19 protein-coding genes are annotated in these 20,452 nt (G+C 35.2%); 11 read left to right on the top strand and 8 right to left on the bottom strand.

Translation table 11 applies throughout. The features are described 5' to 3' along the window. Positions 1 to 17: 17 nt before the first annotated feature. Genes PI23P_RS02615 through PI23P_RS02605 form a run of 3 tightly spaced genes read right to left on the bottom strand, consistent with a single transcriptional unit; the run spans position 18 to position 1,324 of the window. Positions 18 to 527 (bottom strand): DUF2480 family protein, encoded by a 510-nt coding sequence (locus PI23P_RS02615; RefSeq protein WP_004569171.1) that lies wholly within the window; start codon positions 525 to 527, stop codon positions 18 to 20. Between the two features lie 39 nt (positions 528 to 566). After that, positions 567 to 887: an iron-sulfur cluster assembly protein gene (locus PI23P_RS02610; RefSeq protein ID WP_004569170.1), complete on the bottom strand. Its 321-nt coding sequence runs from the start codon at positions 885 to 887 to the stop codon at positions 567 to 569. 11 nt (positions 888 to 898) lie between these two features. Next, positions 899 to 1,324 (bottom strand): SufE family protein, encoded by a 426-nt coding sequence (locus tag PI23P_RS02605; protein ID WP_004569169.1) that lies wholly within the window; start codon positions 1,322 to 1,324, stop codon positions 899 to 901. A gap of 72 nt (positions 1,325 to 1,396) precedes the next feature. Here PI23P_RS02605 and PI23P_RS02600 point away from each other — a divergent pair, with 72 nt between their 5' ends. Then, complete coding sequence (locus tag PI23P_RS02600) at positions 1,397 to 2,323, top strand: PfkB family carbohydrate kinase (RefSeq protein WP_004569168.1); 927 nt, start codon at positions 1,397 to 1,399, stop codon at positions 2,321 to 2,323. Positions 2,324 to 2,409: 86 nt separating this feature from the next. Beyond that, complete coding sequence (locus tag PI23P_RS02595) at positions 2,410 to 4,308, top strand: amidophosphoribosyltransferase (RefSeq protein WP_004569167.1); 1,899 nt, start codon at positions 2,410 to 2,412, stop codon at positions 4,306 to 4,308. Between the two features lie 108 nt (positions 4,309 to 4,416). Here PI23P_RS02595 and PI23P_RS02590 read toward each other — a convergent pair whose 3' ends face one another. Together PI23P_RS02590 and fbp are read right to left on the bottom strand one after the other, a co-directional pair. Further along, positions 4,417 to 5,025, bottom strand: coding sequence for a superoxide dismutase (locus PI23P_RS02590; RefSeq protein ID WP_004569166.1), 609 nt, complete (start codon positions 5,023 to 5,025; stop codon positions 4,417 to 4,419). 110 nt (positions 5,026 to 5,135) lie between these two features. Beyond that, positions 5,136 to 6,146, bottom strand: a complete 1,011-nt coding sequence (gene fbp / locus PI23P_RS02585) for a class 1 fructose-bisphosphatase (protein WP_004569165.1) — start codon at positions 6,144 to 6,146, stop codon at positions 5,136 to 5,138. Between the two features lie 189 nt (positions 6,147 to 6,335). On the opposite strand from fbp, the gene PI23P_RS02580 reads away from it, so the two are divergent. The 3 genes from PI23P_RS02580 to PI23P_RS02570 are packed head-to-tail and all read left to right on the top strand — an operon-like array spanning position 6,336 to position 9,937. After that, positions 6,336 to 6,815, top strand: a complete 480-nt coding sequence (locus tag PI23P_RS02580) for a GNAT family N-acetyltransferase (protein ID WP_004569164.1) — start codon at positions 6,336 to 6,338, stop codon at positions 6,813 to 6,815. 2 nt (positions 6,816 to 6,817) lie between these two features. Beyond that, a complete protein-coding gene (locus PI23P_RS02575) occupies positions 6,818 to 8,071 on the top strand; it encodes an aspartate kinase (RefSeq protein ID WP_026288462.1) in 1,254 nt (417 codons plus the stop codon). Between the two features lie 57 nt (positions 8,072 to 8,128). Further along, the gene (locus tag PI23P_RS02570; RefSeq protein ID WP_004569162.1) at positions 8,129 to 9,937 is read left to right on the top strand and encodes a GNAT family N-acyltransferase; all 1,809 of its coding nucleotides are present in this window, start codon (positions 8,129 to 8,131) and stop codon (positions 9,935 to 9,937) included. 3 nt (positions 9,938 to 9,940) lie between these two features. On the opposite strand, the gene PI23P_RS02565 is transcribed toward PI23P_RS02570, so the two are convergent. After that, positions 9,941 to 10,825, bottom strand: coding sequence for a hypothetical protein (locus PI23P_RS02565; RefSeq protein WP_004569161.1), 885 nt, complete (start codon positions 10,823 to 10,825; stop codon positions 9,941 to 9,943). A gap of 338 nt (positions 10,826 to 11,163) precedes the next feature. On the opposite strand from PI23P_RS02565, the gene PI23P_RS02560 reads away from it, so the two are divergent. From PI23P_RS02560 to dnaG, 4 genes are all read left to right on the top strand, one after another. Then, positions 11,164 to 12,486, top strand: coding sequence for a trigger factor (locus PI23P_RS02560; RefSeq protein WP_004569160.1), 1,323 nt, complete (start codon positions 11,164 to 11,166; stop codon positions 12,484 to 12,486). A gap of 164 nt (positions 12,487 to 12,650) precedes the next feature. Next, entirely contained in the window at positions 12,651 to 13,313 is a 663-nt protein-coding gene (gene clpP / locus PI23P_RS02555) for an ATP-dependent Clp endopeptidase proteolytic subunit ClpP (RefSeq protein WP_004569159.1), read from the top strand. A 97-nt stretch (positions 13,314 to 13,410) separates the two neighbouring features. Next, positions 13,411 to 14,646: an ATP-dependent Clp protease ATP-binding subunit ClpX gene (gene clpX, locus PI23P_RS02550; RefSeq protein WP_004569158.1), complete on the top strand. Its 1,236-nt coding sequence runs from the start codon at positions 13,411 to 13,413 to the stop codon at positions 14,644 to 14,646. A 105-nt stretch (positions 14,647 to 14,751) separates the two neighbouring features. After that, a complete protein-coding gene (gene dnaG, locus PI23P_RS02545; RefSeq protein WP_004569157.1) occupies positions 14,752 to 16,755 on the top strand; it encodes a DNA primase in 2,004 nt (667 codons plus the stop codon). Between the two features lie 267 nt (positions 16,756 to 17,022). On the opposite strand, the gene nadE is transcribed toward dnaG, so the two are convergent. Continuing rightward, positions 17,023 to 17,811 carry an NAD(+) synthase gene (gene nadE / locus PI23P_RS02540; RefSeq protein WP_004569156.1) on the bottom strand — a complete coding sequence of 263 codons (789 nt, stop codon included), beginning with the start codon at positions 17,809 to 17,811 and terminating at the stop codon, positions 17,023 to 17,025. A gap of 57 nt (positions 17,812 to 17,868) precedes the next feature. On the opposite strand from nadE, the gene gldB reads away from it, so the two are divergent. Together gldB and gldC are read left to right on the top strand one after the other, a co-directional pair. Beyond that, complete coding sequence (gene gldB, locus PI23P_RS02535; protein WP_004569155.1) at positions 17,869 to 18,828, top strand: gliding motility lipoprotein GldB; 960 nt, start codon at positions 17,869 to 17,871, stop codon at positions 18,826 to 18,828. Beyond that, positions 18,828 to 19,160, top strand: coding sequence for a gliding motility protein GldC (gene gldC, locus PI23P_RS02530; protein WP_004569154.1), 333 nt, complete (start codon positions 18,828 to 18,830; stop codon positions 19,158 to 19,160). Before gldB ends, gldC begins: the two co-directional genes overlap by 1 nt. A 54-nt stretch (positions 19,161 to 19,214) precedes the next feature. Here gldC and folK read toward each other — a convergent pair whose 3' ends face one another. Next, on the bottom strand, positions 19,215 to 20,360 hold the full coding sequence (gene folK / locus PI23P_RS02525; RefSeq protein WP_004569153.1) for a 2-amino-4-hydroxy-6-hydroxymethyldihydropteridine diphosphokinase: 1,146 nt from the start codon (positions 20,358 to 20,360) through the stop codon (positions 19,215 to 19,217). Between the last annotated feature and the right edge of the window lie 92 nt (positions 20,361 to 20,452).

Here is a 20,452-nt window from a genome sequence, read left to right as displayed (position 1 = left end):
AAGTTTAAAAGGGACTGTTATTTTTTCGCTTTATATAAAGGAACTGAAGAGCACGCTTCTCCGAAGAGGATCGACTTTGCAAGGGGTTGTAGTTTTGCGATTAAAAAAGCGTAAGCCGAATACGGAATCGGTTTTTCTGCACAGCCTTTGATAATTACCGGACATCCAGTAAAATCACGTAAGTCAACGAAATTCAACAACTCTTGAAAGATGACTGTTTCTAGTAGTTCTAAATTTCCAATAACTACTTTATTTGCAAAAGGGGTTATTTCGGCTGCAATAAGCATATAGGCCCAAGAGGGTACAATTGCGTCTGCAGAACAAGTTACTGCAACAAAAGAATGTTTATATCTCGACCAGTCGTGGTCTTTAACAAATTGTCTAAAATCTTTTTCTTTTAAAATTATTTCCTCAAATAACCAGTCTTTAATATCAAATAAAACTCTTTGTCCATCTGGATAAATTTCCTCAAGATCAAATGTTTTTAGTTTGCTATTTGCGACTCTATTTATAATTTCTGCAGCCATTTTTATTTTTTTATTCAACTTTAAACACGAAACATTGTTTTAAAGCATTCCTAATTCTAACTTTGCCTCTTCACTCATCATTTCTGAAGTCCAAGTTGGGTCAAAAGTAATCTCAACTTCACAGGCATTTACTTCTTTTAGAGACTTTACTTTTTCTTCAATATCCAAGGGCAGACTTTCGGCTACAGGACAATTTGGAGAGGTGAGTGTCATCAATATTTTTGCATTGTTTTCTTCGGATACAAAAACATCATAAATCAGTCCTAATTCGTAAATATCAACGGGTATTTCGGGGTCATAAATAGTTTTTAAAACGCCTACGATTTTATCTCCGATTTCTTCTAATTCTTTTTCTGTCATGGTGTAAGTTCTTAATTTGTTAATCTTGTTTGTTGCGCAATCGCATACATTTTTATTTGCTTTACCATCGATACTAAGCCGTTTGCTCTTGTCGGGCTCAAATGCTCTTTTAATCCAATCTTGTCTATGAACGTAGTTTCTGCAGTTAAAATATCTGCGGGTTTTTGTTCTGAAAAAACGCGCAATAACAATGCCACAATTCCCTTCGTTAAAATAGCATCGCTGTCTGCGGTAAACTTCACTTTGTCACTATCCAACTCAGAGTACAACCAAACTTTAGATTGGCACCCCTTTATTAGGTTTTCCTCTAATTTATATTGGCTGTCTATGATGGGCAATGCTTTCCCTAAGTCTATAATATATTCGTAGCGATCCATCCAATCATCAAACATAGAGAACTCCTCGATAATTTCTTCTTGTATTTCTTTGATAGTCATTTTTAAAACTTATTTTTGTGCTTTTAAAAAAGCGTTTTTGTACAATGCAAAATTACGCATAAAAACTAAGAAATGAGTAAATTATTAGCAGTTGGTACCGTAGCTTTTGATGCGATTGAGACCCCTTTTGGTAAAACAGATAAAATTTTAGGGGGATCGGGAACTTTTGTTGGTTTGGCGGCATCTCAATTTGGAGTAGAAACGGGTGTTGTTTCGGTTGTTGGAGGTGATTTTCCAGCTTCCTATTTAGAAATGATGAATTCTAAAGGGATCAATACCGATGGGATTGAAGTAGATGAAAAAGGGAAAACTTTTTTCTGGAGCGGGAAATATCACAATGATATGAATTCTAGAGATACTTTGGTTACGGAATTAAATGTACTAGAAACATTTGCGCCAGTGGTGCCCGAACATTTTAAAGATGCGGGTATTGTAATGTTAGGAAACCTGCACCCTTTGACACAAGCCTCTGTTTTAGATCAAATGAAGGAAATACCAAAATTGATTGTTTTAGATACGATGAATTTTTGGATGGACATTGCTCTAGAAGATTTGCATACAGTGTTAAAAAGAGTAGATGTTATTACGATTAATGACGAGGAGGCAAGACAGTTGTCAGGGGAGTATTCTTTAGTAAACGCTGCGGAGAAGATTCATGCAATTGGCCCAAAATATGTAGTCATTAAGAAAGGAGAACACGGGGCATTGTTATTTAGTGGGGGTAAAATGTTTGCCGCACCAGCATTGCCATTATCAGAAGTTTTTGATCCTACGGGTGCAGGAGATACGTTCGCTGGAGGTTTTTGTGGTTATTTAGCAAAAACAGAAGATCTTTCTTTCGAAAATATGAAAAACGCTATCATTTATGGCTCTAATTTAGCTTCTTTCTGTGTAGAGAAGTTTGGCACGGAGCGCATGCAAGTGCTCACAGCAGCGGAGGTTGTGCATCGTTTGCAGGCCTTTAAAGACTTGACACAATATGATATGAATATAGCTTAAAAAGAATCCGCGGTCAACACTGCGGATTTTTTTTTACGGAAAATGTAGGGAACAACAAAATATAAAATAACTAAAAACGAGACTAAATGAGTGACGCTATTAAGCACGAATGTGGAATTGCACTTGTTCGATTAAAAAAACCTTTACAATTCTATAAAGATAAATATGGTTCTGCTTTTTATGGCATTAATAAGATGTATTTATTAATGGAGAAACAACACAATCGGGGTCAAGATGGTGCCGGTTTTGCAAGTGTGAAATTTAATGTAGCTCCTGGTACGCGTTATATTAGTCGGGTTCGATCGAATAAATCTTCACCAATTCAAGATGTTTTTGCGCAAATAAATGATCGTTTAAACAGTCTACTGGCGGAAAATCCAGAGAAGATGGAGGATGTAAAATGGCAAGAGGAAAACATGCCTTATATCGGTAATTTATTTTTAGGACATGTGCGGTATGGAACCTTTGGTAAAAACAGTATCGAAAGTGTACACCCTTTTTTACGTCAAAGTAATTGGAAGCATCAAAACCTAATTGTTGCAGGTAATTTCAACATGACAAATTCCAGGCAACTTTTAGAAGAGTTGGTAGAACTTGGGCAACATCCAAAAGAGTTTACGGATACCGTAACTGTCATGGAAAAAATAGGTCATTTTCTAGAAGATGAAGTTGCGCAATTATATCAAAAAGCAAAGGAACAAGGTTTTAGTAAAAAAGATGCGTCTCCATTTATAGAGGAACATTTAAGTCTTAGAAAAGTATTACAACGTTCTTCTAAAAATTGGGACGGTGGTTATGCAATGGCGGGTTTAGTAGGTCATGGAGATGCATTTGTCTTTCGAGATCCTAACGGAATTAGACCCACTTATTTTTATGAAGATGAAGAAGTGGTTGTAGTTGCTTCAGAAAGACCCGTAATACAAACGGTCTTTAATGTAGATACAGAGGATGTTCAGGAACTAGAAAGAGGGCATGCTTTAATTATTAAGAAAAGTGGTGTAACCGCAATAAAAAAAATATTAGAACCAAGAGAGAATAAAGCCTGTTCTTTTGAACGCATTTATTTCTCGAGAGGAAGTGACGCCAGTATTTATAAAGAGCGTAAGATGCTCGGGAAGCTCGTTTTTCCAAAGATTTTAGAATCGATTGCTTCGGATATTTCAAATACTGTTTTTTCTTATATTCCAAATACAGCAGAAACCTCTTTTTACGGAATGACAGAGGCTGCTGAAGATGTTTTGAATCAGCAAAAAACTGCTAAAATTTTAGCAGGCGGGACTAAATTGTCAGCAAGAAGAGTCACTGAGATTTTATCGGAAAGAGCGCGTTTTGAAAAAATAGCGATTAAAGATGCAAAATTAAGGACCTTTATTGCAGACGATAGCAGTAGAGATGATTTAGTAGAACACGTATATGACATTACCTATGGTGTTGTAAAGCCTACAGACAATCTTGTTATTATTGATGATAGTATTGTTCGTGGCACGACTTTGAAGAAAAGCATTATTAAAATCTTAGACAGGTTAAGTCCCAAGAAAATAGTAGTGGTCTCCTCTGCACCGCAGATTCGGTATCCAGATTGTTATGGAATTGATATGGCAAGAATTGAGGCATTTATTGCGTTTAAGGCGGCTATTGGCTTGTTAGAAGATACGAAGCAAGAGTATGTGATTGCCGATGTGTATAAAAAATCAAAAGAACAACAATCAAAAAGTGATGTTGAAATCGTGAATTTTGTAAAAGAAATTTATGCACCCTTCACCACGGAAGAGGTGTCTGCTAAAATTGCGCAAATGTTAAAGACAAAAGATATCAGAGCAAGCGTTGAGGTTATCTACCAAACGGTAGAAAATTTACACAAAGCCTGTCCCGATAATTTAGGAGATTGGTATTTCACAGGGGACTATCCAACACCAGGAGGAAACAGAGTGGTAAACGAAGCTTTTATAAACTTTTATGAAGGAAACGATAAAAGAGCCTATTAAAATTTTGAAGAGTATTCCATAAAAAAAGCATCCAAGTTATTGGATGCTTTTTTATTTTATTAGTAGTTGTAATCTTCAATCAATGTTGGATTACAAAAATTAAGCTGTTTATTTAGCTTCGTTAAATCTGCGTTCAACTTCGGTCCAATTAATTACATTGAAGAAAGCATTGATGTAATCAGGTCTTCTATTTTGGTAGTTCAAGTAGTATGCATGTTCCCAAACATCTAAACCTAAAATAGGAGTTCCGCCACAAGTAACACCTGGCATTAACGGATTGTCCTGATTTGGTGTAGAGCAAACTTCTACTTTTCCTCCTTTGTGCACACACAACCAAGCCCATCCAGAACCAAATTGAGTTGCAGCAGCATTTGAAAAAGCTTCCATAAAAGCCTCTTTAGATCCAAAAGCAGCATCAATAGCTTCTTTTAACTCTCCTGAAAGCGCTCCTTTGCCTTCTGGGCTCATTACTTTCCAAAATAAAGAATGATTGTAAAAACCACCACCATTATTTCTTACGCCACCATTGCTCATGTCCAAATTAGCTAAAATATCTTCAATAGATTTTCCTTCTAAGTCTGTTCCTGCAACCGCGCCGTTTAACTTTGCTGTATATGCGTTGTGATGTTTACTGTGATGAATTTCCATCGTCTGCGCATCTATATTAGGTTCTAATGCATTGTACGCATAGTCTAATTCTGGTAATTGAAAAGCCATTTTTTTTATGTTTTAAAGTTCATATTCTATTCGTTGTTGCAAATTTACTCAATATGCAGCAGTTTACAAAATATTAAGCTTTTGATCCCTTATAATAGTATCAATAAGATTTATTCGCCAAATTTTTGCATGAATGCCTCTACTGTGTCGACCATGTTTTTACTTCCACAAATAAATGGAACTCTTTGGTGCAATGCTGTAGGCACTACCTCTAGTGTGCGCGTATATCCATCGGAGGATTTTCCATTTGCCTGCTCTGCGATGAAAGCAATTGGATTACATTCATACAACAAGCGCAGCTTTCCGCTGGGGTTTCTAGACCCTTTTGGATATAGATAGATACCACCTTTAATCATATTTCTGTGAAAATCTGAAACTAGAGAACCGATATATCTGCTGGTATAGGGTCTGTCGTCTTCTTCTTCTTGACAGTATTTTATGTATTTTTTGATGCCTTCAGGGAAATCAAAGTAATTGCCTTCATTTACAGAGTAAATAGTGCCATCCTCAGGGAATTGCATCTTAGGATGTGATAGATAAAAGGTTCCAATAGCAGGGTTTAAAGTAAAGCCGTTGACACCGGCACCTGTGGTATATACCAACATGGTAGAAGTGCCGTAGACTACATAGCCCGCAGCTACTTGCTCGCTTCCTCTTTGTAAGAAATCAGCGAGTTGCACAGGGGTTCCAACCGGCGTAATTCTTCGGTAAATAGAAAAAATAGTTCCTACAGACACATTGACATCAATATTTGAAGAACCATCCAGAGGATCAATGAGAACCACATATTTATTTTGGTTCTTTTCATCTTGGCTATTGATGGTAATAAAACTGTCTTCCTCTTCACTGGCAATACCACACACAATATTTCTTTTTGTGAGTGTTTGAATGAACTTGTCATTGGCGTAAACATCTAATTTCTGTTGATCTTCACCTTGAATATTTGTTTCACCGTAAGCGCCGATAACGTCGACTAAACCTGCTTTATTTACTTCGTGATTCACAACTTTGGCTGCCAATCGAATAGAGTTGATGAGTCTTGAAAGTTCTCCTGAAGAATACTTAAAAGAATCTTGATTTTCAATAATAAATTCTCCTAAAGTTTGAATTTTATGCGACATGTTTTTTGTTTAGAATGGCGACAACAAAGATGCCGTTTTTTTTTACAACTACAACGATTTCGTTTTCAATTTTACAGTGCAAATGTTTTCACCGTTCCTAATTTTAAACAAATTAAAAATAAGTGTACAAAAAAGGTAAATATTTTTATGCGAATTCAAAAAAACTATCTTTGATAAAATTATTAGAAAATGAGTTTTAATGTACGACTAGGAGAAATAAAAGATATGCAAGCGGTGTTCAATTTAATAACAGAGTTGGCAGTTTTTGAAAAGGAACCTGATGCTGTTGATATTTCCGTAGCAGATTTAGTGCAAGATGGTTTTTCTGAACATCCGAAATTTAAGGTGTTCGTTGCAGAGCAAGAGCAAATTATAATCGGTATTGCTTTATTTTATGAGCGTTTTTCTACTTGGAAAGGCCGTACAATTCATCTAGAGGATTTAATTGTAACGAAAAGCAAACAAAAGATTGGTGCGGGAAAAGCGCTGTATGCTGCTGTTTTAAAATACGCGCATGCTCATGATTTTAACAGAGTTGCTTGGGAGGTCATCGATTGGAATACCAATGCAATTGATTTTTATAAAAGCACCGGAGCAACTTATTTAAACGATTGGTCTGTGATTCAAATGAACAAAGAAAATTTAGCAAAATTTATTCAAGAGAATTAAAAATGAAAATTTTTAAATTTGGGGGAGCCTCTATCAAAGACGCTGCAGGTGTGAAAAACGTAATTACTATTTTGCAGAGTGAAGGCATTGAAAATACAGTGGTGGTAATCTCTGCAATGGGGAAAATTACCAATGCATTTGAAGCGGTAATCGATGCCTATTATTACAAAACAGATCAGCTGTCCGAAAAACTTGGCTTTATTGAAGCTTTCCACAAAACAATTATCAATGATTTATTTGATAAAAACGATCCAATTTACAAAGAAATCGATATACTTTTGGGTGAATTGAGTTGGTTTTTAGCAAGAAATACTTCGCAACGGTATAATTATGTCTACGACCAAATTATCTGTTTTGGAGAATTATTGTCTACGAGAATAGTAAGTGCCTACCTTACAAAAATAGGAATTGAAAACAATTGGTTTGACGTACGGAATTATATAAAAACAGACAGTAATTACAGAGATGCCAAAGTAGATTGGGCTTTAACCCAAGATATAATTAGCAAGAAGTTGGATGCTTCTAAATTAAATATTACGCAGGGTTTTATAGCCGCGAATGATACTGAAAATACCACGACCCTCGGAAGAGAGGGATCCGATTATACGGCGGGTATTTTTGCATATTGCTTAGATGCAGAGAGCGTTACTATTTGGAAAGATGTATCAGGTGTTTTAAACGCAGACCCCCGGGTTTTTGAGGAGACTACTTTATTGGAGCAAATTTCCTATGAGGAAGCAATTGAAATGGCGTTTTATGGAGCTTCTGTAATCCATCCTAAAACATTGCAGCCCCTTGAGCGAAACGATATCCCATTATTGGTGCGTTCTTTTATAAACCCTAAAGAAATGGGAACTAGGGTTAGTAAGGGAGTAAGGTTAGTGCCTCATATTCCGTGTTTTATTGTTAAAAAGGACCAAATACTAGTCTCAATTTCTGCATTAGATTTCTCTTTTATGGTAGAGAATAATATCAGTTATATTTTTCAGAAACTACACGAGTATCAACTAAAGGTAAATGTAATTCAAAATTCTGCCATCAGTTTTTCTGTGTGTATCGATAATAAATTTAAAAACTTTGATGCCTTTCATGATGCTTTAAAAAAGGAGTTTAAAATTGAAGTACAACAGGGAGTTGACTTATATACTGTTCGTCATTTTAATGAAAATGCGGTTGCCCTTATTGAAGCAAAAGGAACTTCTTTGTTAACCCAAGTGAATAAGGAAACAATTCAAATCGTTTTAGAGACAAATTAATATTCTACACATTTCTTTTTTTACTATTTTTGCAGCTTCTATTACTAACGATAATTTATGGGACTCGTAACGTCTAAAGAAATTGCACAAGTTCTTGGATTACAAAAACTTGATTTTTTTGGAATTTTTATAGGATGGATTTTGCTAAAAATACTTCGTATTTCTAAGATTAATAAAATCTACGATAACAATAAAAACAAATCAGATTTAGCGTTTTTAAATGGAGTTTTAAACGATTGTAAAATTAAGTTTGAAATTCCTGAGGAAGATTTAAAAAGAATTCCGAAAGAAGGGTCCTTCGTGACGGTTTCAAATCATCCTTTGGGTGGAATCGACGGTGTTTTGTTACTGAAACTATTGGTTGCGCAAAGATCAGATTATAAAATAATTGGCAACTTCTTATTACACAGAGTAGTTCCTCTAAAACCATATGTAATGGCAGTTAATCCTTTCGAATCTAGAAAGGAAGCAAAATCTAGTCTTGCTGGTATTAAAAGTGCCTTGTTGCATTTAAGAGAAGGAAAGCCTTTGGGTATTTTTCCTGCAGGGGAAGTTTCTACCCACAAAGAAGGAAAGTTAAATGTAGATAAACCTTGGGAGGAGGGAGCTGTTAGATTGATTAAAAAAGCAAAGGTACCAGTAATACCCATTTACTTCCATGCAAAAAATAGTAGGCTATTTTATGTGCTGTCTAAAATATCTAGTACGTTAAGAACTGCAAAACTCCCTTCAGAAGTTTTCTCTCAGGGAACTAGAGTAATTAAAGTAAGAATAGGAAAACCAATTTCCGTGAAGGATCAGGAAGCGTTTCATGAGATTCCTGATTTTTCTGAGTTTCTTCGGAGGAAAACCTATATGCTGGCAAACCCTTTTGAGAAATCAAAAAGATTAATTTCAAGAAAAAACATTAAAATTAAAAAGAAAATAAGAAAAATAAGGCCACAGGGTGATAAAAAGGCTTTTTTAAAAGAAGTAGCCATTTTAAGAAAAAATGAAGGTCGTCTGTTAGAGAGTAAAAATTATGAAGTCTTTTTTGCAAATGCAAAAGACATTCCAAATTTAATACAGGAAATTGGTAGGTTGCGTGAAATCACATTTAGAGCTGTGGGTGAGGGAACCAATAAAGAGATTGATTTAGATAAGTATGACGCCTATTATAATCACTTATTTTTATGGGATCGTGAAGCAAATTGTTTGGTGGGGGCGTATCGAATGGGGTTTGGAAAAGAAATTTATAAAACTTACGGAATCAAAGGGTTTTACATCAACACGCTGTTTCGAATCGAGCCTGAGTTGTATCAAATGATGGAAGATACGATAGAAATGGGGAGGGCCTTTATTATCGGTGAATACCAGCAGAAACCAATGCCTCTATTTTTATTATGGAAAGGAATTGTGCATGTAACATTGCGCCACCCCGAATATAAATACCTAATGGGAGGGGTTTCTATTAGCAATCAGTTTTCTGATTTTTCTAAATCCTTGATGATTGAGTTTATGAAATCTCATTATTATGATCCGTATATTGCCCAGTATATTCGTCCAAAGAAAGAGTATAAGGTTCAGTTAAAGGATGATGACAAAGATTTTGTGTTCGATGCAACCAAGGCAGACATGCAAAAGTTTGATAAAATAATTGATGAAATTGAGCCTGGAATCTTAAGGATACCCGTTTTAATTAAAAAATATGTCAAACAAAATGCGCGTTTGGTCGCTTTTAATGTAGATCCTAAGTTTAACAATGCTATTGATGGATTGTTGTACATTAAGGTGGCAGAAATACCAGAAAGTACCGTAAGACCAGTGATGGAAGAATTTCAAGAAGAGTTAGAACGCAAAGTTACTGCGCTGCGCAATGCCCAATAACATTTATGTTGCTTTAAAGAGATTATATGTTCTTGTCCAGGTAGTTGATTGTCCTGGTTGGAGTTGTATTTTAATAAATAATTCAGGACTAATCACATGTTTTGTCCCCCAAAGATTTACTTTATCTGTTAAAAAATTTCCAGTCTCCCGAATGCCAATTTTATTTTTAAGATGCATCAGCTCCCACTTTGCCAAAACTTTTTCGCCACCCGAAAGGTTGCTAAAAAAGAAAGGGTTTGTAGGTGTTTCTATAAACTGAATTGTTTGGTTTCCGAGGATAACTTTTTTTTCAGGATTTACCGTCTTTATAAAAAGTTTGGGTTTTAGTTGAAACGGGAATTTTAGGGTATAATTATCTCCAATGAAATCAGTACCAATAGCCGTGAAATTATGGACATATTCGTCAGTAATGATTTCTTTGGTACCCGTATTTTCGAGATAATAATTAATGACGAATCCATATTCTTGTAATTCAATTTCTTTTTTTAACAGATAAGAATAGCCATGTATTATTTCAGATTTGCAAAGTATAGCGATTTTGTTTTTTAAGGCTTTAACTTTAAAATCGGCAGGTTTAATTTTATAATTCTTAGCACAGTGGTATTTGGCATCTTCTTTTTTTAGCAAGCCGACACCAATTTTATGAAACCAGCCTCCAATTTTAGCAGCTTCAAAGCCGAGTGCAGTGTCAATGCCGAATTCATTATAAAATCCTTTTCCACAAGAATTTGGATGCACTGTGTCAATACTTTCTACACTTGCTAGTTGAATTCCTTGAAAATTCAATGCTGTGATTTTTCCAGTCCAATCAAATCTTGAAAAGTTGTACTTTTCAGTAGGAAGATCTAACTTGATTTCTAGGTTTTTATTTTTAAGGATATATGCCATATTGAAAAAAAAAGTAGCGCGGTATGGAGAAAGATTTTAGCTTTCGGAAACAATCTAAAACTCAAGAGCTACTGGTACTTGTTAATACTGATACACAAAATTAGTTTTTTTTGAGTTCAGATACAAACGTGTTTTTTTGGAAGCTGGTGTCGTTTCTTAAAATGGATGTGAAAAGAACAATTTACGAAGGTGCTAAAATCAATAATTCTTTAGAATTGACGGACTGTGTCCCTTTACAGGAATACTTTAGGCTTAAATTCAACTCTTTAAATGCTTGTTAAATACAATATTTTTGGCTAATTTTGCAATCGATTTTTCAAGATAAAAAGAGCAAAAAAATGAATATAACTAGAGAGAACATAGATGCATTAAATGCAGTTGTAAAAGTTGATATTGTTGCAGAAGACTATCAAGCAAAAGTAGAGGAATTACTCACGGATCGTCGTAAAAAAGCAGATGTTCCTGGTTTTAGAAAAGGACAGGTACCGATGGGCATGATCAAGAAACAGTTTGGAAAGGCCGTTCTTATGGAAGAAGTTAACAAGCTTTTACAGGAATCTTTGAATGCGTTTTTAGCAGAAGAAAAGTTGGCCCTTTTAGGAAATCCGTTACCCAGAGTAAAAGAAGATTTCAATTGGGATGCAGCCACACTTTCTTTTGAATTTGAGCTCGGTCTAACTCCAGAGTTTGAAGTAGATTTAAAGTCTAAAAAGAAAGTAACTGAATATAAAATTATTGCAACTGAAGAACTGTTGGAAGAAGAGTTGATAAACATCCAAACAAGATATGGTATTGCAACACCTGTCGATGAAGTAGTTTTAGAGGCGAGTGTTACCGGTACTTTTGTGAATGAAGAAAAAGAAATCAACACAAAAGGGACTTTTCTTTTAAAGGATTTGAAAGGGAAGAAAAATCACAAGAAGCTGCTAGGAGCTAAATCAGGAGATACGATCAAGTTAGAAACGAAAGATTTATTTGAGGAGACTCAAAAGTTAGAAACTATTTTAGATATTGCTGGTGACGAAATACGAGATGTACCAGTTTCAGTAACTTTAACAATTACCGACATAACAACAACAGCACTGGCAGATTTAGATAAGGAGTTGTTTGATAAGTTATTCGCAGACGGCAGTGTGACTTCTGCAGCAGAGTTAAAAGCTAAGATTAAAGAAGACGCAGAAATCCAATTCAAGCAGCAAGGAGACCAGCAATTGTTAAATGCGATTACCGGACATTTAGTGGAAAACACAAAATTTGAATTGCCTGCAGTGTTTTTGAAAAAATGGTTGGGAACAGCTGGAGAGAAACCTTTAACTCCAGCAGAGGCTGACGCTGAATTTGCGAAGTCTGAAAATGGTTTGCGGTACCAATTAATCGAAGGAAAGATTATGAAGGACCACGATATCAAAATAGATTACACAGAATTAGTGGCCTATGCAAAAGGATTTATCCGCACGCAGATGGCACAATTTGGCAACATGAATCCAGAAGAAAAAGAATTGGATGATATTGCTGGTAGAATTTTACAAAATCAAGAAGAAGCTCAAAAATTACAATCGCAATTGATCAGTCAAAAATTATTGGCTTTTTATAAAGAGAACATGAGCTTTAAGTCAAAAGAACTTTCTTACGAAGCGTTTACAAAAGAAGTTTATAAGTAATTTATAGATTGGTTTCGTGTCTCATACCTTTTTTAAGTATCGCACAGAGACCCAAAGAGAAAAGCCTGAGTTGTAAGATTCAGGTTTTTGTAGCCAGAACAAGTACCAAAAGACTAAGAAATAGTCCTTATCTTTACAAAACAAATACTAAAAGAAGCACAAACATGGATTACGGAAAAGAGTTCGAAAAATACGCGACAAAGCACCACGGAATTAGCAGTACGAATTACACAAAAATAACAAGTAGTTTGACGCCATATATTATGGAAGAGCGCCAGATGAATATTACCCAGATGGATGTTTTTTCACGTCTTATGATGGATAGAATTATTTTTTTAGGAACTGGTATTAACGACCAAGTTGCTAATATTATTCAAGCACAATTATTGTTTTTAGAAAGTGTAGACGCCAATAAAGACATTTCAATTTATATCAATTCTCCAGGAGGAGGAGTGTATGCAGGTTTAGGTATTTATGATACAATGCAGTTTATAAAGCCAGATGTTGCTACGATTTGTACAGGAATGGCAGCCTCAATGGGCGCTGTATTAATGTGTGCAGGAGAAAAAGGCAAGCGTTCTGCTTTACCACACTCAAGAATTATGATTCACCAACCGTTAGGAGGAGCACAAGGGCAAGCTTCTGATATTGAAATTACGGCAAGAGAAATCATGAAATTAAAAGATGAGTTGTATGCAATTATTGCAAGTCATTCTGGGCAGTCAATTGAAAAAGTGCACAAGGATTCGGATAGAGATTATTGGATGAAAGCTGATGAGGCAAAAGTGTACGGAATGATTGACGAGGTTTTAGAAAGAAAGAAATAATATAATTTTTCATCACGAATGGCATAAAGGTTTTTTTAAAAAGACCCTTTATGCCAATTGTAACAGCACAAAAGCGAATCGCTAAAAGCTAAAGATAATGTCGAAAGAAGAAAATTTAGAATGTTCGTTCTGTGGACGAAAAAAAGCAGAAACAGACTTGTTAATTGCTGGTATGGATGCACATATTTGTGACAAGTGTATCGAGCAAGCACACGGGATTGTGGAAGAGGAAGTCACTGGGACAAAAACAGGTGATTTGTCAGAAGATTTAACACTTAAAAAGCCCAAAGAGATTAAAGAATTTTTAGACCAATACATCATTGGTCAGGATGAAACAAAAAGATCCATGTCGGTTGCTGTCTATAATCACTACAAGCGTTTATTGCAAACCAAAGACGATGACGATGTAGAGATAGAGAAATCGAATATTGTTTTAGTGGGTGAAACTGGAACAGGAAAAACTTTAGTAGCAAAAACAATTGCAAGAATGTTAAACGTGCCGTTTGCAATTGTAGATGCGACGGTATTAACACAAGCAGGTTATGTTGGTGAAGATGTAGAAAGTATTTTAAGTAAATTATTGCAGACTGCAGATTATGATGTAGAAAAGGCGCAGCGGGGGATTGTCTTTATTGATGAAATTGACAAGATTGCACGGAAAGGGGACAATCCGTCTATTACGCGTGATGTTTCTGGTGAAGGTGTGCAGCAAGCATTGTTAAAATTATTAGAGGGAACGGTTGTAAATGTTGCGCCAAAAGGAGGAAGAAAACATCCTGAGCAAAAATTCGTAGAAGTAGATACGAAAGAAATTTTATTTATTGCGGGGGGTGCATTTTCCGGTATCGAAAGAATTATTAGCAAGCGTTTGAATATGCAGGCTGTTGGCTTTAGCGCTTCATTAGATGATGATAAAGTAGATCAAGAAAACTTATTACAGTATGTGATTCCGTCAGATTTAAAAGCTTTTGGTTTGATTCCAGAAATTATTGGACGATTGCCAGTCTTAAGTTATATGAATCCTTTGGATGCCGTAACGCTGAGAGCAATCTTAACAGAACCTAAAAACGCAATTGTTAAACAATATGCGAAGTTGTTTCGCATGGATGGCGTGGAATTTACGATTGAAGAGGATGCATTAAATTATATTGTAGAAAAAGCTGTGACATATAAATTAGGGGCAAGAGGATTGCGTTCTTTGTGTGAAGCTATCTTTACAGATGCCATGTACGAATTGCCAAGTTCAGACGAGAAAATATTGAATGTAACAAGAGTATATGCAGAAGGAAAATTAACAAATACTACTTTGAAAAAATTAAGAGCGGCTTCTTAAAAAATAAATTAGAACAAAAGACCTCACAAGTTTAAGATTTGTGAGTGCTTTGTTTTAAGAAATACTGCTCGCACATTTTTTATATTACCTTTCAATTAAAATAAAATGATTTCTAGAAGCACTATAGACCGAGTTTTTGAATCTGCGAGAGTAGAGGAAGTTATTGGTGAATTTGTGCAACTTAAAAAAGCGGGAAGTAATTTCAAAGGGCTAAGCCCCTTTGTAGACGAAAAGTCACCTTCATTCATGGTGTCTCCAGTAAAGCAAATTTGGAAAGATTTTTCAACAGGAAAAGGTGGAAATACAATTTCATTTTTAATGGAGCATGAGCACTATACCTATCCTGAAGCCGTTAAATGGTTGGCAAAAAAATACAATATAGAAATTGAAGAAACAGAGCAGTCTAGCGAAGAAAAGGCGCAGATGAATGAGAGAGAAAGTATGTTCTTGGTTTCTACATTTGCCAAAGACTATTTTCATGATGTTATGCTAAACTCGAACAAAGGAAAGGCAATAGGACTCTCGTATTTCAAAGAACGCGGTTTCAAGGACGAGACCATAAAAACATTTGAATTAGGGTATTGCTTAGATGAATGGGATGCTTTTACAAAGGCGGCTTTAGCAAAAGGATACGATTTGAAATATTTAGCTTCTACAGGGCTTACCATTGTAAAAGAGAATCGGCAATTTGATCGTTTTAAAGGACGTGTTTTGTTCCCTATACATTCGATGTCTGGAAGGATTTTAGGTTTTGGAGGAAGAATTTTAACTGCCGATAAAAAAGCAGCGAAGTATCTAAATTCTCCTGAAAGTGATATTTATCATAAAAGCAAGATTTTATACGGACTTTTTCAAGCAAAAAAGGAAATAGCAAAGCAAGACAATTGTTATCTTGTAGAAGGATATACGGATGTTATTTCATTTCATCAAACGGGTATTGAAAACGTAGTGGCTTCCTCTGGAACCGCTTTATCGGCAGATCAGATACGGCTAGTAAATAGACTTACAAAAAACATCACAGTACTTTTTGACGGAGATGCTGCTGGAATAAGGGCTTCTATTCGGGGAATTGATTTAATTCTAGAACAAGGAATGAACGTAAGAGTGGTGCAGTTTCCAGATGGAGAGGATCCTGACAGTTTTGCGAAATCACATACTACCGAAGCACTAAAAAAGTATCTAGAAGATGCTTCACAAGACTTTATTAATTTTAAGGTATCTCTTTTATTAAAAGAGTCTAACAACGATCCTGTAAAAAAAGCAGGTGTAATTAGAGATATCGTTATGAGTATATCTAAAATTCCAGATGGTATTCAGCGGGAAGTTTACGTGCAAGAGTGTGCTAGGATCATGGAGATCTCTGAACGCGTTTTATTTAGCGAATTGGCGCAGATTATTACGAAAGGAAACTTTGAAAAGAGCAAAGCGAGCAGACAACAAAACAGTGTAAAGCAAGATCCAAACGAGCCACCTTCTGAATATTTCTTAGCGCAAGAAAATGCTCAGATGGGTTTAGTAAAAGGTGGAGTTTCTTCCGCAGCAGTGGATCAGATTTCTATTTTAGAAAAAGAAATTATTCGAATTTTATTATTGTTCGGAAACGAAGAAACAGAATTTATTGAAGAAGTGGAAACGGAAGATGATCATGGAAAAGTAATAACAACCGCAAGAAAATACAATAACAATGTTTCCGCGGAGATTTATGTGCATCTTCAAGACGACGAGACTGAGTTTACGAATGCAATCTTTCAAGAAATTTACAGTGAGGTAATACATCAGTTAAATCAGTTTGAAAAAGTAGATATCGATGCACTAGTAAATCATGAAAATTCTGAGATTTCGGCGGCAGTTACTTCTATCTTAATGGATGAAGAAAAACATCAATTAAGCAATTGGGGAGGTCAAAATATTGAAGTAAAAACAGCCCTGGAGATTTTGCCAAAGCTAGTGAACGATGCCGTTTTTAATTTAAGGCGAGTTTTGATAGGCAAGAAAATTGAAGAACTTGTAAAACAAGCTACAGACGATGTTGCGATTGACTTAGAATCAATAAAAGGGTATACAGGGTTAAAAATCAGCCTTTTTGAAAAATTGAATAGGGTTGTTTAGAAGTTGGATTTTTATAATTAGGTTTCACTAGAATAACCTATTTTTTGTACTTTTAGTGTGCTAAGAAAATTCCCCCTATGAAAAGAATACAACACCTATTCAAAATTTTGATGTTATTTTTGTTGCTACCATTTGAAATATCTAAAGGTAGTAAGAAAAGAATATACGTGAAAATCAAAGAAAGAATGCTTGCCGCTAACCTTCTTTAAGAGCTCGTAATTACTTAAAATATTATTTATTTTATCTTATAGTTTTTTTAAGTGCCAATTACTTTATTGCTGCGGGTATCTCACACACAGGGATTGGTAACATTTTGTGTTGGTTTAATTTGTGCATATTTTCATAAATCTTAAATACCTCTTGGTTTCTGCCAGAAAAATCGGCTTCATTTTTTCCAGCATCTTGCTCTTTCATGGCCCATTCTAACTCATCATATGAGGCACCTATTTGATCTTCGTCTGTCCTGTTATCTCCAAACAATCCGTCGGTAGGTTTCGCTATTTGTATTGAATTAGGGACTTTTAAATAGGCAGCTAATTCGTAAACTTCAGACTTCATTAAATCAGCAATAGGACTCAAATCAACGCCTCCGTCACCGTATTTCGTGTAAAATCCAACACCAAAATCCTCAACTTTATTTCCAGTTCCAGCAACTACATAACTGTGTAGGCCTGCAAAATAGTATAAAGTAGTCATTCGCAGCCGTGCTCTTGTATTTGCTAAAGACAACTCTTCTTTGGGGGTATTGGGCAATTGAGGAACCACACTTTTTAAGCCTTCATACATTCCTGTCAGGTCTACTCTAACCTCTGACACATTGTTGTAACGAACTTTCAATTGCTTGATGTGATCTTCTGCTCTTGTTACGTGGCTTTGAGCTTGATGTATAGGCATTTCTACACATAAGGTAGGAAAACCTGTTTTGGCGCAAAGCGTTGAGGTCAGCGCAGAATCTATTCCTCCAGAAACACCGATTACAAATCCTTTTATGTTCGACTTTTCAGCATAGTCTTTTAACCAAGAAATAATATGAGTTGCTACTTTTTCTGTTTTCATTCGAGATTTTTTTTAGTATTTTTAAGCCTGGTAATATCATTAACAAGATACAAATTTATGAGGTTTTTTCCAATATTATTATTTCTTTTATTTTGTTTTTGTGCCTGCAATAAAGAAGCTGTAAAGAACGTAGACGTCTCTCACATTGATGTGAATTTTGAAGTAAAAAGGTTTGATGTTGATTTTTATAATGCGGCACCAGAAGACTTGCAAGTTTTAAAACGAAACTATCCTTATTTTTTTCCAAAATTGGTAACGGACAGTATTGCCTTGTCTAAAATAAAGAACAAAGAGGAGCAGGAGTTGTTTAAAGAAACCCAGAAAATACACAAAGATTTCTTGCCAATAAAGAAACAATTGTCAGCACTTTTTAAGCACTTAAAGTTTTACAGTGCTTCTTTTAGGTCTCCCGATGTGATAACCATGCTAACAAATATTGACTACAACAGTCGGGTTATTTATGCAGACAGTTTGTTACTTATTTCCTTAGATGTGTACTTGGGTAAAAATCATAAATTTTATGCAGATTTCCCTACATACATCAAAGAAAACAATACGAAAGAACATTTAATTGTGGACATAGCAACAGCCATTGCAGCTGAACAGCTTCCCAGGTTACAAGCGCGAAGTTTCTTAGCGAAGATGATTTATGAAGGAAAGAAAATGTATGCTTTAGATTGCTACTTGCCCTTGGTTTCAGAGAAACTTAAGATGGGTTATGAAGAGGAGAAATTGGGTTGGGTTGTTGCCAATGAGGAGTCAATTTGGAGTTACTTTGTTCAGAATGAGCTTTTATTTAGTACAGATTCAAATCTAAACAAACGGTTTTTAGAGCCTGCGCCGTTTTCTAAATTTTATATGGAGCAGGATAATTTATCTCCGGGGAGCGTTGGTGTTTGGTTGGGTTGGCAGATTGTACGTTCTTATGTGAAACATAATGACGTATCTTTGCAAGACGTATTAAAAATTAATGAATTAGATTTATATAAAAAATCTAAGTACAAGCCCAGAAAATAATGTCAGGAAAACACAATTCAGAAATTAAATTTAAAGTTGCATTAGATGTTAATAAAGTTCCAGAAGAAATCTCTTGGAGCGCAACAGATGGAGATATCGAAAATGAAGCTTCTAAGGCCATTATGATATCTGTATGGGACCATAAAAAGAAAGATACCCTGCGCATGGATTTATGGACAAAGGACATGCCCGTGGATGAAATGAAACAGTTTTATCATCAAACATTAGTAGCGATGGCAGATACTTTTGAACGCGCTACAGCCGATGAGAAAATGGGTGCAACAATGCGGGATTTTTGCGACTACTTTGCAGAGAAGTTAGAATTAAAATAAAAATTTAGTACCATTAAAAAAGGCGTCTATACTTTGGTAGACGCCTTTTTTGTGTTAATAGATTCCTTTATTTGGTGGGTGACATTTTATTGTATTGATTATAAAATTGTAGTCAGCGGGTGTGTTTACAAAGTCCATTTCTGACACGTCTATTATGAGTAAATTTAGATCGTCTTGTGAATTGATAAAACCTTTGTAGCCCTCGTGAATTTTCTCCAAATATTCAGGTGTAATATTTTGCTCATAGGTGCGTCCCCTCTTTTTGATATTTTCTAACAGGCGGTCTGTATTTTGATATAAATATACGTATAAGTCTGGTTTTGGTATTTCCTTATAAATGAGGTTAAACATTTTTCGGTACAACAGATATTCGTCTGCAGGCAAGGTTACTTGGGCGAATATCAAAGATTTAAAAATATAATAATCAGAAATTATAAAGTTCTTGAAGAGATCAAATTGTGCTAGATCATCACTGAGTTGGTGATATCTGTCTGCGAGAAAACTCATTTCTAACGGAAAAGCATACCGTTCCTTGTCCTCATAAAACTTAGGAAGAAAGGGGTTGTCTGCAAAGCGTTCTAAAACTAATTTTGCATTAAATGCATCAGACATCATTTTGGATAAAGAGGTTTTTCCAGCACCAATATTTCCTTCGATGGCAATGTAATTGTATTTTTCTGAAATTTGTATTGGCCTTACGAGTGTCTCCTCGATTTTTAAAACTACTGAGCGATCATTGCCATTCTGCAAACAGACATTTAGTTCCTTTTTTTCTGTTGGATGTATAGTGTTTGGCGCTATTTCAGCTAAGGGAAGCATGACAAAATTCCGTTCTAGCATTTTAGGGTGCGGAATAACAAGTGTTTTTGAAAATATAATTTCGTCTTCAAATAGCAAAATATCGATGTCTATATTTCTGTTTTGATAGCCTTCTTGGTGCGTGCGAGTTCGTCCTAATTCCTTTTCGATAGATAGCAAACTACTTAATAAAGTTTCTGGAATTTGATCTGTGGAGATTTTAATACAAATATTAAAGAATTCGTTCCCTTCAAATCCCCATGAAGGAGATTTGTATACTGCGGACATTTTTTGAATTCCACCGATTCTGTCGTCTATTAAGTCAACTGCGTTCTGTAGGTTTTGTAATTTATTTCCTTGATTTGTTCCTAAAGATAAATAGGTAATGTGTTGTATTTTCATATTTGATTACAAAGAAAATAAAAGCATTTTGATATTTGGGTTTTAAACAAAAAAATCGCCAAAAATTTATTTTTGGCGATTTTGATATCCTT

Origin of the sequence: Polaribacter irgensii 23-P, assembly GCF_000153225.1 — a bacterium.
In the GTDB taxonomy this organism is placed as follows: Bacteria; Bacteroidota; Bacteroidia; order Flavobacteriales; family Flavobacteriaceae; genus Polaribacter; species Polaribacter irgensii.
This window is presented reverse-complemented; position numbering and strand designations above follow the sequence as displayed.

What these genes read in the sequence shown, in the direction of transcription:
- gldC (WP_004569154.1), top strand. Translation starts at nt 18,828, where the DNA reads ATGTCAGGAAAACACAATTCAGAAATTAAATTTAAAGTTGCATTAGAT.
- PI23P_RS02565 (WP_004569161.1), bottom strand. Translation starts at nt 10,825, where the DNA reads ATGGCATATATCCTTAAAAATAAAAACCTAGAAATCAAGTTAGATCTT.
- clpX (WP_004569158.1), top strand. Translation starts at nt 13,411, where the DNA reads ATGTCGAAAGAAGAAAATTTAGAATGTTCGTTCTGTGGACGAAAAAAA.
- gldB (WP_004569155.1), top strand. Translation starts at nt 17,869, where the DNA reads ATGAGGTTTTTTCCAATATTATTATTTCTTTTATTTTGTTTTTGTGCC.
- nadE (WP_004569156.1), bottom strand. Translation starts at nt 17,811, where the DNA reads ATGAAAACAGAAAAAGTAGCAACTCATATTATTTCTTGGTTAAAAGAC.
- folK (WP_004569153.1), bottom strand. Translation starts at nt 20,360, where the DNA reads ATGAAAATACAACACATTACCTATTTATCTTTAGGAACAAATCAAGGA.
- PI23P_RS02580 (WP_004569164.1), top strand. Translation starts at nt 6,336, where the DNA reads ATGAGTTTTAATGTACGACTAGGAGAAATAAAAGATATGCAAGCGGTG.
- dnaG (WP_004569157.1), top strand. Translation starts at nt 14,752, where the DNA reads ATGATTTCTAGAAGCACTATAGACCGAGTTTTTGAATCTGCGAGAGTA.
- PI23P_RS02600 (WP_004569168.1), top strand. Translation starts at nt 1,397, where the DNA reads ATGAGTAAATTATTAGCAGTTGGTACCGTAGCTTTTGATGCGATTGAG.
- clpP (WP_004569159.1), top strand. Translation starts at nt 12,651, where the DNA reads ATGGATTACGGAAAAGAGTTCGAAAAATACGCGACAAAGCACCACGGA.
- PI23P_RS02605 (WP_004569169.1), bottom strand. Translation starts at nt 1,324, where the DNA reads ATGACTATCAAAGAAATACAAGAAGAAATTATCGAGGAGTTCTCTATG.
- PI23P_RS02615 (WP_004569171.1), bottom strand. Translation starts at nt 527, where the DNA reads ATGGCTGCAGAAATTATAAATAGAGTCGCAAATAGCAAACTAAAAACA.
- PI23P_RS02560 (WP_004569160.1), top strand. Translation starts at nt 11,164, where the DNA reads ATGAATATAACTAGAGAGAACATAGATGCATTAAATGCAGTTGTAAAA.
- PI23P_RS02595 (WP_004569167.1), top strand. Translation starts at nt 2,410, where the DNA reads ATGAGTGACGCTATTAAGCACGAATGTGGAATTGCACTTGTTCGATTA.
- PI23P_RS02590 (WP_004569166.1), bottom strand. Translation starts at nt 5,025, where the DNA reads ATGGCTTTTCAATTACCAGAATTAGACTATGCGTACAATGCATTAGAA.
- PI23P_RS02570 (WP_004569162.1), top strand. Translation starts at nt 8,129, where the DNA reads ATGGGACTCGTAACGTCTAAAGAAATTGCACAAGTTCTTGGATTACAA.
- PI23P_RS02610 (WP_004569170.1), bottom strand. Translation starts at nt 887, where the DNA reads ATGACAGAAAAAGAATTAGAAGAAATCGGAGATAAAATCGTAGGCGTT.
- PI23P_RS02575 (WP_026288462.1), top strand. Translation starts at nt 6,818, where the DNA reads ATGAAAATTTTTAAATTTGGGGGAGCCTCTATCAAAGACGCTGCAGGT.
- fbp (WP_004569165.1), bottom strand. Translation starts at nt 6,146, where the DNA reads ATGTCGCATAAAATTCAAACTTTAGGAGAATTTATTATTGAAAATCAA.